Annotated in this window: 11 protein-coding genes; 5 read left to right on the forward strand and 6 right to left on the reverse strand. The window is 54.6% G+C overall.

Annotation, left to right across the window (positions count from 1 at the left end):
* Positions 1 to 422: 422 nt before the first annotated feature.
* From ACR0BI_RS19520 to ACR0BI_RS19535, 4 genes are read left to right on the forward strand one after another with little or no spacing between them, the layout of a single operon-like run.
* Positions 423 to 1,919, forward strand: coding sequence for an alkaline phosphatase family protein (locus tag ACR0BI_RS19520; RefSeq protein WP_170398441.1), 1,497 nt, complete (start codon positions 423 to 425; stop codon positions 1,917 to 1,919).
* Positions 1,912 to 2,139, forward strand: coding sequence for a hypothetical protein (locus ACR0BI_RS19525; protein ID WP_170398438.1), 228 nt, complete (start codon positions 1,912 to 1,914; stop codon positions 2,137 to 2,139). Before ACR0BI_RS19520 ends, ACR0BI_RS19525 begins: the two co-directional genes overlap by 8 nt.
* Complete coding sequence (locus ACR0BI_RS19530; RefSeq protein WP_480563083.1) at positions 2,108 to 3,556, forward strand: class I SAM-dependent methyltransferase; 1,449 nt, start codon at positions 2,108 to 2,110, stop codon at positions 3,554 to 3,556. Before ACR0BI_RS19525 ends, ACR0BI_RS19530 begins: the two co-directional genes overlap by 32 nt.
* Before the next feature lie 44 nt (positions 3,557 to 3,600).
* Positions 3,601 to 4,215 (forward strand): YidC/Oxa1 family membrane protein insertase, encoded by a 615-nt coding sequence (locus ACR0BI_RS19535; protein WP_170398434.1) that lies wholly within the window; start codon positions 3,601 to 3,603, stop codon positions 4,213 to 4,215.
* 621 nt (positions 4,216 to 4,836) lie between these two features.
* On the opposite strand, the gene ACR0BI_RS19540 is transcribed toward ACR0BI_RS19535, so the two are convergent.
* From ACR0BI_RS19540 to ACR0BI_RS19565, 6 genes are all read right to left on the reverse strand, one after another.
* Positions 4,837 to 6,654, reverse strand: a complete 1,818-nt coding sequence (locus ACR0BI_RS19540) for a BCCT family transporter (RefSeq protein WP_170425677.1) — start codon at positions 6,652 to 6,654, stop codon at positions 4,837 to 4,839.
* A 77-nt stretch (positions 6,655 to 6,731) separates the two neighbouring features.
* The gene (locus ACR0BI_RS19545; protein WP_480563085.1) at positions 6,732 to 7,742 is read right to left on the reverse strand and encodes an Ldh family oxidoreductase; all 1,011 of its coding nucleotides are present in this window, start codon (positions 7,740 to 7,742) and stop codon (positions 6,732 to 6,734) included.
* Positions 7,743 to 7,755: 13 nt separating this feature from the next.
* Positions 7,756 to 8,385, reverse strand: coding sequence for a DUF3726 domain-containing protein (locus ACR0BI_RS19550; RefSeq protein WP_480563087.1), 630 nt, complete (start codon positions 8,383 to 8,385; stop codon positions 7,756 to 7,758).
* On the reverse strand, positions 8,382 to 10,064 hold the full coding sequence (locus ACR0BI_RS19555; RefSeq protein WP_480563096.1) for a hypothetical protein: 1,683 nt from the start codon (positions 10,062 to 10,064) through the stop codon (positions 8,382 to 8,384). Before ACR0BI_RS19555 ends, ACR0BI_RS19550 begins: the two co-directional genes overlap by 4 nt.
* Complete coding sequence (locus tag ACR0BI_RS19560) at positions 10,064 to 11,041, reverse strand: membrane dipeptidase (protein ID WP_170566732.1); 978 nt, start codon at positions 11,039 to 11,041, stop codon at positions 10,064 to 10,066. The genes ACR0BI_RS19555 and ACR0BI_RS19560 overlap by 1 nt, the downstream gene beginning before the upstream one ends.
* Positions 11,041 to 12,483 (reverse strand): aldehyde dehydrogenase family protein, encoded by a 1,443-nt coding sequence (locus ACR0BI_RS19565; RefSeq protein ID WP_170398417.1) that lies wholly within the window; start codon positions 12,481 to 12,483, stop codon positions 11,041 to 11,043. Before ACR0BI_RS19565 ends, ACR0BI_RS19560 begins: the two co-directional genes overlap by 1 nt.
* A 99-nt stretch (positions 12,484 to 12,582) precedes the next feature.
* Between ACR0BI_RS19565 and ACR0BI_RS19570 the strand changes: the two genes are divergently transcribed.
* The gene (locus tag ACR0BI_RS19570) at positions 12,583 to 13,455 is read left to right on the forward strand and encodes a LysR family transcriptional regulator (RefSeq protein WP_170398414.1); all 873 of its coding nucleotides are present in this window, start codon (positions 12,583 to 12,585) and stop codon (positions 13,453 to 13,455) included.
* Positions 13,456 to 13,457: the final 2 nt, after the last annotated feature.

The following is a 13,457-nucleotide window of genomic DNA, read 5'->3' on the forward strand; positions in this document are numbered from 1 at the left end:
ACCTTTTGGTCACCATCGAGACGGGTGGCTCTGACGTGCAATGCTCCTCACGTTAGGCAAAGTGGTACCTCTTTCCCTGCCAGAACTTCAATCTGTCGCAATTTCGTGACTGCCTCCCCGGGCTTCGATCGCCTGTCTGCCATGTGCCTACTCCGGTTTCCTAAACATAGTGGAGGACCAGTCCAACGGAAGAAAACCAAATCACTAGAGCCCGCGAGCCAGTTCCAATCAGATTGCATCGAAGACCGATCTGCAAAACACGTTAAAAATCTCTCGGAACTGTCTCTAGCTACTTTTCAAAAGCCCTAGTGTGTAGTACCGGTCCCTCTCGAGCTCTCAACCAGCCTTAACCACCCGCAATTGAAGAAAATGGTACTTTTCTCTAAACACTCGTCTGAAGACCGAAAGTTGATTTCTCTGCAATGAATAATCGCAAAAGACTCCTGGGTATTTTCTTAAGCGCATTCATATTAGTTGTAGCGCTATCGATTTTTACGCTGGATACAGTTTTCAGCGCTAGAAATGAATTTCGCCCCGTTGAGTTGGACTACATCAGAACAGCCTTTCTGGCCTGTTCTTCCGCCCTTATTGCAATGGTTGTCGTTGCAAATTTGTTGCCTTCAAAGCTTGCAATAGCGGCCCGAGCTCTGACGGGTGTGCTTTTCGCTGCCGCTGTTTTTTCGATTAATTGGTCGATGGTCGAAGCATTCGTATTGCTTCCGATGATAGCAATGGCTGGCCTTTGCCTCCTTGCGATCTATTTGACTTACATCGTTCTGAGCTTGGGTGTTCGGGGCCGGGCAATAGTTGCTGTAATCGTGGCTGTGATTTTCATCCTTGTCCCTGGGCGGGACATGCTGGATGCGAATGAAGAGGCTGAAAACACAGAGTTTCCAGGCATCGAAGATATCACGTTTGATACAAAACCAAATGTCTATCTTATCTCGTTTGACTCAATTCACCCCAAAAGCCTGACATCTCGCTACATGGGCATTGAAGAGACAGCTTTCCACGAACCGGTTTATACCAGAATGGACAGGTTCGAGAATCTGTTTTCGGTCCGTGTCCCCACAAAATATGCGATGAATCTAATGCTACGGATGGAGGTTGATGAATTTGATCGCGGCAAACGTAAAAGTTTTGAACTCTATACGGGTAAGTACGACGGTCGACTAAACGCAATTTTCCGCAACAATGGTTACGAAATCAACACGGCCTATGCCGGAAAATACTTTGGGACCGAACAGGGCAGCTATGTGGATCGGTATCATATTCCGTCGCGAACAGCGGGCGCGTGCGAATTCAATGATAGCAAGTTTCGACAGGTGTCGTTGTTTGGTCTCTGCCGATTCATCGACAAAAACAAGTCCGATACAAAGGTCGACAAAGCAGCACATGTACTTGATTTCGTGTCTTATCTGTCACGTCAAAAGGAGCCGCAGTTCTTACTGGCCTCCATCTACTCCCCAGGTCACACCGGCAAAGACTTTTTGATCGAAGACGAAGAAGCCGATGCCGCTTACAATGACTTCTACCTGGAGCGTTCTTTGGAAGCACAGCAAACGTTGAACCAGCTTCTGGACCAGCTTGAGCGGGAAGATCCCACGGCGATTCTTTATATCTTCGGTGATCACGGCCCTTGGCGGAGCCGGGGAACTTGGGAGACCCGTTTTGCGAAAGATCCAGAGTTCTTTGTACATGACCGTTTTGGGATATTAGGGGGCGTTTTTCCGAAGGGACGTTGTAAAACCTATGTGGACCTGAGAAATGAGCAGACATATACGACGAGCGTTCAAGGTGCGGAAGCAATCTTAAAGTGCCTGACCGAGGGTCGCTATCAGGAACTGGATCAAGTCTATAGAATCAACCAAAGCGTTGACGGCGTAAGTGATAAATTCGAGGACTATGTATATGAATAGCCGCAAGAAATTGGCATTGCTCATCATTGCCGCTGCCATTGTGCACCCATCCGTTGCTCTGGCATACGTGGATCCAGGTTCGGGGAGCGTCATTGTAACCACAATTCTCGGGTTCTTCGCAGCGATTGCTTACACGTTCCGCAAATACTTCTATAAGCTGAAGCGAAAGATATTTGGCACAAAAAGCGATGAAGAAGACAGTCGAGCGCTCGATGACTAAGGCAAACAGCGGCTCCTTTCGTGACCCCAGCAGCCGTGTATATACAATTGACTTACCCGAAAATGGCAGTTCTGCGATTTTTCGAGGCGTCGACAATAAAACGCTTGAGAACTTCAAAAAGCTCCAGACTGAGCCCTTCTACCAACAACTTGAAATCGAAAAGCGCGTTGTAAAAACCAAGCTTTGCGCGCCTGACGATCCTGTTGCAAAAGAAATCCTAGAAGCCGGATGGGCAGGTGTGATGCAGCATGAGCCTGTCTCGATCGTTTCTTACTCTTACGAATGGTCGTTCGCCATGCTAAGACGAGCGGCTCTATTGCATCTGCGTATCTTGACCGACGCGCTGGAAGCTGGGTGGACCATTAAGGACTCAACACCTTTTAACATCCAGTTTGAAGGTACGGCACCAGTCTTTATTGACATCCCATCGTTTGTGCCTTGGCAGGAAGGCGAACCCTGGTTGGCATACCGACAGTTTTGTTGCTGTTTTCTGACGCCGTTGATGATGCGTAGTCATCTGGGCATCAATCACCTTCCATTATTACGGTCCTACTTGGACGGTATACCTCCGGTTGAGGCTGCGAACTTTTTCAGAGGTTTCTCCCGTTTCAAGCGCGGTGTTGCTAGCCACATCATGCTACCTGCTCGCGTAGAAAAGCGGATTGAGGCGCGTGAACGCGATGCCGTTCCCGCTCAGGACCGAAGTCAGCGCAAAGTCAGTCGAAAATACGTACTGGCACTTGTTGAAAGTGTAACGCGACTGGTCAAGTCGCTTTCTGTGAACATCGAGCACACGGACTGGTCGGAATACGACAAAACCCACACTTACGATGACGAGGAACTCCAAGCGAAAAAAGGTTTCGTACAAAATTTCGTACAAGAAAAGAAACCTTATTGCCTAATGGATATCGGCTGCAACACAGGCACTTTTTCAAAAATTGCTGCGGAACATGCAGACTTGGTCATTGCAGCTGATGGCGACCACGATGCGGTCCAGAAACTGTTTATGCATGAATCCAGTCACTCGGTGCACAACAACATCTTGCCGTTAGTGCTGGATTTGTCCAACGTCTCCCCCAATCAGGGATGGGCAGGCAAGGAACGCTCTTCATTCGACAGTCGCGCCAATCCAGATGCAATTCTGGTTCTGGCCCTTGTCCACCACATTCGGATTTCTGCCAATATCCCGATGGCATTGTTCCTAGACTGGTTGCGGTCTTTCAATTGCGACATCGTTATTGAGTTCGTTGATCGGCACGACGAGATGGTCGTCAAATTGCTGCAGAACAAAACGGAACAGTATCTGGATTACGACCGCGTGGCCTTCGAGCACGAGCTAAAAGAGCGCTTTAAAGTGCGTACTTCCAAAGACCTCAAAGGCGGTAAGCGCGTGATTTACCATATTGAGCCACAGTGATAGGGGATGTTGTTTATACGGTCCTGTTGCCGGTTATATATCCGATGGACTTGCTGTTCGATTTGATGTGGACTGCAACGAATTCTGCTGGGCTATCGATAATTCTGCTTGCAATGGTGATCTCGATTTTGACCATCCCGCTTAAGAAGTGGGCGAAAAAGTCCGAGGATAAATTTCTTGCGGTCAAGCAGTTGGTCGACATCGATATCGCAAAGCAAGCTGCTGGACTAAAAGGCGAAAAGCGATTCGAAGTAGTTGAAAAAGTTTATGAAAAACACGGCTATCATCCAATCAAATCGATCGTCGCCGGAACATCGTTCGTTGTTATGCTTCCATTTCTGATTTCGGCGATCTTTATTTTTGGAGGCTCGGATGAATTGAAAGGCGTTAGCTTTTTGTTAATAAGTGATCTTTCGGAACAAGATCATCTGTTTTTTGGATTAAATTTACTCCCTATCTTAATGTTGCTCCTTGGAATTAGCGAGGCCCTATTGCGCTGGCATAACCAAAAGGATCAATTGATCCGTTACTTAATCGTGTCGGTTGTTCTTTTTGCGTTGGTCTATTCACTTGCATCTGCACTAATACTCTACTGGATTAGCATGAACATTTGTGCCGGGATCATCTTTTTTGCGGCGAGAAGCCAGAATCCTCGTTAGAGGTGAACTTTCGGTTGGCGACAACCTGTGTCTCGCGCCAGATTGCCTCTCCCGTTTTAGGAGACAGCTCCAGTGTCGTCCGGCAGCGAATTCACGGTTACAGGAGGCAGCTATTATTTAGCTGACCAATAAAGTTCGCTGTAGAAACGGTGGCGAAATGATGTTTGGTGCGTATCTGAGAATCTGCAAAGTTTGTAGAGTAACTTTGCTTTGAGCTGAAGGCTGCCCGGTGCATTCACGATATCCTGACTAAATGCGAGGACGCGTAGGTGCAAGTGTTCGGCTATCGAGAAGCTTGCGAAGGATATTCCTTCAACAATTGCCGAAGTTACATTGTAGCTTATGTTAGTCATGATATTGGCCAATACGCCTCCGCAGGACCCCCACATATAGCTGCTCTACGTATGGTTTTATGTCATTAAATCAATGTATTGGAACTCCCTCATCCAAATTCAATTCCCTCCGGGCACACCATCTTCACGTCCGACATAATGCTTCGAATGGTGCACGAAAACGTGGCGTCTCTGCCACTGGCATTTTCATTGAATTGAGTTGAAGTTGACGCGCGCAAAAGCGCCTGACGACAGCGGGCGGTTGCATCACAACCGCCCGTGCCTAGGTTTATTCCGCAGGTGCTGTGGTCTGCTTTTGCCTCAGACCATCGCGATAAAGCGCCTTGGCGAGCGCTATGCACATCAGGCCCATGACCATCGTAAAGGGTAGCGCACCGATGATCATCGCATTTCGCAAGGCGTCCATCGGATTGTTTTCACCCGCAGCGAGGATCAGAGCGCCAATCACCGCTGTCAGGATAAGGCCCCAGACGATCTTGTGCTTGTTGCCGATGTTCTGATCTCCGCCAGACATGATGGTGTTCATCACCAAAATGCCCGAGTCCGCCGAGGTAACCAGGAAGGTCATGATCAAGACGACGCACATCACGGTGATGCCAGACAACAGCCCACCGGTGATCATCTCTTGCAAGGTGACAAACAGCTTGGCGGTGTTCGACGCCCCGATGATGGCGCCTTCGGCGGTGCCATTCAGTTCGAGATCGATCGCGGTGCCACCCAGAATGGTCATCCACGCAAAGCAGACCAGCGCAGGGGCAAAGACACAACCGATGATGAACTCACGCACAGAGCGTCCTTTGGAAATGCGCGCCAGGAACAGGCCGACGAACGGCGAAAACGCTATCCACCAGGCCCAGTAGAACGTGGTCCAGCCCGCTTGCCAGCCAAACTGCCGACCCGGATCACCTGCGGCGTAGACCGAAGCCAGAACAGATTCCGGCAGCGCGGCGGCATCGCCTTCCAGGCCAGATTTGAACCCGTCAAACGATCCCCAAGGATTGGTCGCACCGGCATAAAGCGCATCGGCAAACGGCGCTGCTTCACTCGGCAGGGCAGCATCAAACGCCGCCGCCGATTGCGGATTGAAAGCACCAAAGCTGAGCGAAATGAAGTGCAGGATGTAATCGACAAATGCAGTTGCGTAAGTCGTCATCGCGAACAGGAACGACCCAAAGACAACAAAGACCAGCAACAGGATCAGCGACAACACCAGGTTCAGGTTAGACAGGTACTTGACGCCACGACCAACACCAGAGACAGCCGAGATGATCGAAAGGCCCATGATCACAATGAGGCCAGCCAGCAGACCAACAGTGCTGGGGGCTGGTGCGTCACCGGTCAGATCCATCATCCATTCCATACCCGAAATGGCGTATAGGCCGTCGATGAACTGCGAAACCCCGTACCCGATGGTAACTGAAACACCCAAAATGGTTGCCACCACGCCCAGTACATCCACGACGTGGCCCAGGAAGCCGTTCATCAGCTTGCCGAACAGAGGTGTCAGCGCGGTGCGAATAGTCAGGGGCATGTTGCGCGTGTAGGCGTAATACGCCAGCGACAGGCCGGTCACCACATAGATCGCCCAGGCGTGAAACCCGTAATGCAGGAAAGTGTAGCGATATCCCGACTGCAATGCGTTTTCGCTATTGCCGACGACATCGCCCGCGATGACAACCGGGTTCGATCCCCACAGCCCTAAAGGCTCAGCGGTAGCGAACACCATGAGACCGACGCCCAAGCCCGCGCCAAACATCATCGAAAACCATGAGAAATCCGAGAATTCTGGTTTTTCGCCCTCTGGGCCCATAAGCCGCTTACCGGTTTGCGGCAGCGCCGCCACGACAAACAGGAAAAAGACAAAAAAGCCGACAATAATGATATAGAAGGCGTTGAAATCTTCCAGCAGACGCGAGTTCAGGCTTCCAAGAACTCCGTTTGCATTTGCGGGCCAGACAAGCGCCCAGATAACCAGCGCGACCATGATTGACTTGCTCAGCAAGGCAATCTCAACACTGTGCCCTTCATAAAACCCGCCCGAAGATCGCTTGATCTCCAGATCGGTAAAAGGTTCCTTCATAGACATGTGTTTCCTCCCTATTCGCACGTGTCCTGATTTCCAGAAAGATCTTCATGAGCGTCCCGGAGCTTCGCCATCGAGCCCTACGTCAGCAGAGCTTCTATTTTTTCGAGGGTCGCTACACTGACAGCCACACCATCGTTCTTGGCCACCAAACGCTTTGCCTGGCGGCCGTCACCGGGCAAATGTGCGCCGTTCTGAGATCGGATCGCTTCGACAAGATCGACAATTCTGGAAGAAAATGCGTCATCCGCAGTCGCAGAAGCGTCAATTGCAATAAAGAACTGGCCTGTTTTCGGAGGCCCACCGGCGGTTCCCGAAAAAGGTGAGGCGTGTATCCCAAGCGTGGCACCGGTCAGCGCTGCAGCCAAAACCTCGGTCATCAGGGCAACGCCAACCCCCTTGTACCCACCCGATGGGGCCATGGAACCCTTAAGCCCAACATTCGGGTCGGTCGTAGGGTTGCCATCTGCGTCCAACGCCCAGCCAACCGGGATTGGTTTGCCTTCGCGCGCGTGTTTCATGACCTCGCTTTTGGCGATGGTGCTGGCGCTTTGATCGATCAGTAATGCGGGTTGGCCGTCGTTTCCAGGGACCGCGATTGAAAATGGGTTGGTTCCGACCACCGGTTTGGCACCACCGGACGGCGCGATGGAGGCGGGCGCGTTGGTGAACCCAAGTCCCACAAAACCAGCCTGCGCCAGCCGGTAGGTGTGATAGCCCAGAACGCCGCAGTTATAGCTGTTGCGGATCGCTAGCACCGCAACGCCCTGCGTGCGCGCCGCAGCGATCAATGCCTCGAACCCCGCGTCGATCGCCGTGTGGGCGAACCCGGTCGCGGCGTCGACCGTCACTACGCCGGGGCGCGGCTGGGACAGCTGAGGGGTGGCCCGCCCATCTACCTTGCCGCACTGAACATGTTCGCAATAGATCGAGATATAGGCCAGACCATGGCTCGCTACCCCGTCCGCCTCGGTTGCGGCGGTTGCAATTGCCAATGGGCGCGCGTTTTCTTCGCTGGTGCCCGCGGACACCAACGCACGGAAAGAAAGATCCTCGATTTCAGCTAGGCTAAGGGTACGGGTTTCGATCATGTCGCTCTCTCATTCAGTCATTGTCGGACAGGCCAGCGCCAGCACCCAACAGTCGGGATTCTTCGGTAGCAGGCGCGTAGGTGCGATGGGCAAATCGGTTGAGGGTGTCCCAGCAAGCCGGGTCCGGGGTTGCGCGGGTCACGTGCGGTCGAGGGGTGGTAAGTTGGCCGCCCAGCGTGATCTGGGTGTGATCAGAAAACGATGGCCAATCCTGCCCCGCCTCCAGACGATCGCCATCCGTTGCGGCCCTGAACAGATCGCACGTATGCGTGATCACGATATTCTGGGCGCGTGCCGCCGAGGCTACGAAGGGCAGCAGAAAAACAGGTACTGCGAGCTTCTGGATACGTATGGGACCTGCGTGCAGCAGGTCAGACCGATCAGACAGCAAAGCGCCCGTGATGATCGGGCAAAGCACGCCTTGCCCCGCCCAAGCCGACTGCATCTCAACCGGGCGGTGATTCTTGAGTGAGGCTGCCAGACCTTGCTCCAACAATTGCGCAAGGGAATTCGTGCCATCAATCCCGTTTGCGCATAGCCAACGTGTGGCTTTGCCGACCTCTTCCGCCAGTCCCCAGGGGTATCCGGCTCCGCGCGCGGCGCGTTTGGCCGTGGCTTCGACCTCATTCAGCGATACGTTCACGGTCCAAGCTCCGGATAGACCCACAGATCGGCAGTCTTGCTGCTTAACTCTTCGGGATAAGGCGCGCCAGCATACATGCAGATACGTACCCAGCGGTCTGAACGAGGATCGAAATGCGTGGCACCAAAGAACGAGAGTTTGGCACGCAGCATGTCGATCGGCAGAACATCCGCGCTGATCGTGTTGTCGCGAATTTCGCCGTAAGGCGCGACGCGGCTCATTTGCGCGCGACGGATCGTGTGGCGGTGTTCAGGGTGTTCAAGTAGGAACTCGGCGATGGGTGCACCATCCGCCCATTCCGAAAGCGCGCTTTCGGCCAGAGCCGCGTCGCGCGCCGGGGCTAGCGGCTGTTCGTAGTCTGCAATCGGTTCGTCAAACCGCTCACCCAGCCGGGGCTCGAGCTTTTCCTCGGACACATACCAAGCGCGCGCGCAGTGTTCGGGCGCGTTCCAGTCCAGATCCATTGCCCAGCCAAAGCTGGCGCGGATCAGGTCGCGCACCTTGCCAACGGTCATCGTGCCATCAATCACATGCGCCGCACCGTTGCTGTCTGCCATACAGCTGGTCAGCCCATCGACCAGTTCTCCGTAGGGTTCAAGGATCAGCGAGGCCAACAACTCCTGCCCTTCTTCGCTGAGCGCAGCCTGAGACCACTGTATCAAGCGGTCCCAGGGCTGATTGCCCGTCAGATCGGTCTTGTCGAGATGGTCCGATATTGCGCACAAGTCAGCATTCAGCGCCGCGAGCTTTTCGATCTGGATTGGATGCTCGGACTTCCACCACGAGATCGACAATCTGCTACGGGCGAAGATGTTGCGAAACTTGGCCGCTTCTGCCTCTGTTGCGGTCTCAATGGACCGAACCCGCGAGATCGCCTCTTCCCGGACCATGATCCAGTTGTTGAACAGGATCGGGTGATTGACGATGAAAGGCGCCATACCTAGCCCGGTCGAATTGCCTATACCCAGCCAACGCGCGATTTCCGGGTTCAACTCTGCGGTCTGGTCGCCACCCTTGGTGCGGGCCATATGTTGCACCAGATCGCGCACGAAGGTCCGCGTCAGGTAGACCGAAAGCATCTCGGCCTGAAATGGCGCGCTGACTTCGTCTCGGTCTGCAATCCTCTCACGATCTGCCGCGCCGAACTTGCCCGAGCCATACACGGCGGTTGTCCGCATCAGGTAACCGACCTTGTAAATCTGTTCGAGGTCGGGCTGCTGACCGGTGGCAAGACGATCCACGACATGTGCCCACAGACGCACCGAGCGGTTGGCCCGTGACAAGGACAGCTCGCTTTCGCTTACACGCCCGGCCTCTTGCAGAGGTACGTTTTGCGAAAGCCGCTCAATGTCTTCCGGGTCAGGAATTCCGTCAAACAACGCAAAGGTCGCGTCCCATGCCTCGGCGATTACACGATCCGAGCGTTGCTCGGGTGGCAGATCATGGGCAAACGCCACCAACGAATAAGCGCGTTCCGGACCTTGCGCAGTGTAGACCGCGTGACCGACGCCCTTTTCATCAATCTGGAAGACTGGGCGGGTGAACGTCCAGTTTTCGGCAGCCATCCGACGGGTCAATTGCCGCATGAAACTAAGACGGCATTGATGCAACGATCCTAGACGGGACAGGCGCATCACAGTGGCCGGGTCGCGGCGTGCGATATGCGGGCTTTGGTCCATCATATGCCTTGTGGCCTAAAATTATCGGCAAAGAAGCGGTACCAGTTGCCGCCCATGATCCCCGCGACCTCGTCGGAGTTCATGCCAGTGGCGCGCAAGCCGGACTCGATGTTGCCGAAGTCGCGATTGTCCCGAAACCAGCCCGGCATGGGCGGGAAACCGGGGGCCGAGGCCGAACCCTCGCCATAGTCGATCTGTTTTGTCCAGCGCCCCACGCGCATCCATTCAACCACACTGTCGGGCTGATCTTGACACAGGTCGGTGCCAATCCCCAGATGCTGGGCACCGTATTTCTCAGCCGTTCGGGCGATCATCTCACAGAAACTCTCCAACGTGCAGTCGGACTTGTCCTTGAGGTGATGAGGATAGACCGAAAAGCCCAGCATCCCACCATTTTCCGTCACCGCCCGGATCACCGCATCGCGCTTGTTGCGTAAAGCGGGTGACCATTCGTGCGGATTGGCATGGGTGATGGCAATGGGGCGCTCGGACAATTCCGCCGCTTCGATGGTCGACCGATCCGCCGAATGGCTCATATCGACAACAAGGCCCACGCGGTTCATCTCTTTGATCACCTGCTTGCCCATGCGGGTGATGCCGGTGTCTTCGGCCTCGTAACAGCCGGTCGCCAGCAGCGACTGGTTGTTATAGGTCAGCTGCATGAAGCGGGCGCCCAGATCATGCAGAACCTCAACCAGACCGATATCGTCTTCGATCGGGGATGGGTTCTGAAACCCGAAGAACACAGCCGTCCGCCCCGTTTCGCGCGCGATGTCGATGTCGCTGGCCCAACGGCCTTTCATGATCAGATCTGGGTATTGCTCGAACCAGCGATTCCACTTTTCAAAGTTCAGAACGGTTTCGCGGAAATTCTCATGATAAGCGATGGTGACGTGGATCGCATCCACGCCGCCTTCGCGCAGTTGGCGGAAAATCTTCTCCGACCAGTTGGCATATTGCAGCGCGTCGATACGCATCAGACGGGGCCTGCGCTGATATAGGCGGTCTTGACGGTGGTATAGAACTCTGCCGCTGCTTTGCCTTGTTCGCGCGGCCCGTACGAGCTGTCGCCGCGACCGCCAAAGGGTACGTGATAATCGGTGCCTGCCGTAGGCAGATTCACCGTCACCACACCAGTTCGCGCATTGCGTCGGAAATGGGTGGCACGGGCCAGCGATTTAGTCACGATGCCCGAGGTCAGGCCGAAATTGGTGTCGTTCACCACACTCAGCGCCTCGTCATAGCTGCCAACCTTGATGACGCTGGTCAGCGGCGCGAACATTTCCTCGCGGTTTATGCGCATGTCGTTGGTGGTGTTCAGGAACACGCCCGGCGACATGTAGAAGCCCTCATGCGGCATCTCTAGGCGCTGTCCACCGCAGGCCAGTTCGGCCCCTTCAGATTTACCCAGATCGACATAGGCGAGGTTCTCGCCTAGTTGCTGCTGGCTTACGACGGGGCCCATCTGAACACCTTCTTCCAGCGCGTGGCCAACTTTCATCGCCTGCGCGCCTGCGACGAGTTTCTCGACAAAAGCATCATGGATGCCTGCATGCACCACCAGCCGCGACGAGGCGGTGCATTTCTGACCGGTGCCGCCGAACGCGCCGCCCAATGCCAGCGAAACCGCCAGATCCAAATCCGCGTCGTCCATCACGGCCAGCGCGTTCTTGGACCCCATCTCCATCTGAACTTTGGTCAGGTTCTGGATCGCCGCCGCCGCGATGCCCTTGCCAACTGGAACCGAGCCGGTGAAAGAAATCGCGTTGACTTTAGGACTTTCGACCAAACGCTGCCCGATACTGCGGCCTGAGCCCATAACGAGGCTGAACAGACCTTTGGGAATGTCCTGCCGTTCGATGATTTCGGTCAGTGCCACGGCCGAGGCCGGGGTGATGTTCGCCGGTTTCCACACCACAGCGTTGCCATAGCACAGCGCGGGCGCAATCTTCCACGAAGCGGTCGCAGTGGGAAAGTTCCACGGGCTGATAATGGCGACAACACCCACCGCTTCGCGGCGCACGTCAATCTCGATGTCGGGGCGAACGGAGTCGGCGTTTTCCCCAATCTGACGAAGACATTCAGCGGCGTAGTAGGTAAAGAACTGACCCGCTCGATAGACCTCGCCCTTACCTTCGGCCAGCGGTTTGCCCTCTTCCCGGCTGAGCAACGTGCCCAGTTCCTCGGCGCGGGTCATCAGCTCGTTACCGATGGCGTTCAGAACTGCCTGCTTACGTTCCAGCCCATAGGCAGCCCATTCAGCTTGCGCGACACGTGCCTGATCCAGCGTCGCTTCAAGTTGGTCGCTGCTGGCTTGCGCGAACATACCAACCAGGTCAGTCAGATCAGAAGGGTTGCGGTTTTCGATTTCGCTTTCGCCTGCCAGCCATTCGCCAGCGATCAGGTTCAGTTTGGTCACAATGCGCCCCAGAGTCAGAATTCGTTTGTCACAGGATGGATTTTCCGATGCACATCAGTCAAACTCAAATAACTTAAACAAACTTCAAGGAACCTGAAGTTGGCAATCAAGATTGAGATGCTGCGTTGCTTTTGCACGGTGGCCCAGACCGGGAACCTGTCCGAGGCCGCCGACCGCCTTGGTCGAACGCAATCAGCCGTCTCGATGACATTGAAGCAGCTCGAAGACCATCTGGGCAAAAAGCTGTTCGAAGGCGAGCGCAAGAACCAGCTTTCCCCGCTGGGTGAGCAGGTACTCGATCTGGGCTTGCGGCAAGTGCGCCAATTCGATCAGACCGTCCAGAATATCGAGGCCGCCGCGCTGGCTGAACAGGGATTGATCCGGATCGTATCCGTCCCGTCGGTTGGCGCGTTGATCTTTCCACCACTATTGCACCACATGAGCAGCGAATCCCCCGGGGTGAAGATCGAGCTGCGCGACACCGACACGCAGCAGGTGTTGGATGCCATCGCTCAGGATCAGGCAGATATCGGAATCGCATCCGGGTATCACGCCCTGAACGGCATCCAAACCATTCCACTATTTCAGGACTCCTTTGGATTGGTCGCGGCCTCGGATCATCCTCTGATCACACGCGCAGAACCGCTGAATATCCCCGACATCGCCAGCGCACCCTTTGTCCGAAACACGTTGTGCGATCTGATTCAAACGCCGGCTTTCCATACGGCAATCAAAAACGCCGAGATCACAATTCACAACACGCATTCATTGATCACGCTGGTGCGATCGGGCGAGTGGATCACAGTGCTTCCTCAAACCGTTGCCGAATTCTTGCCGGAGGCGGTGTCTTACCGCCCGATCACGGACCTTCACGACAAAAGGCAAGTGTATCTCTATGTCCGCGAGCGTTCGCGCTTCCAATATCTGACCGAGCAGTGTTGCGCGTTCATCCTGTCCCGTGATTTCGCGTGACG

Source organism: Ruegeria sp. E5 (assembly GCF_056534105.1).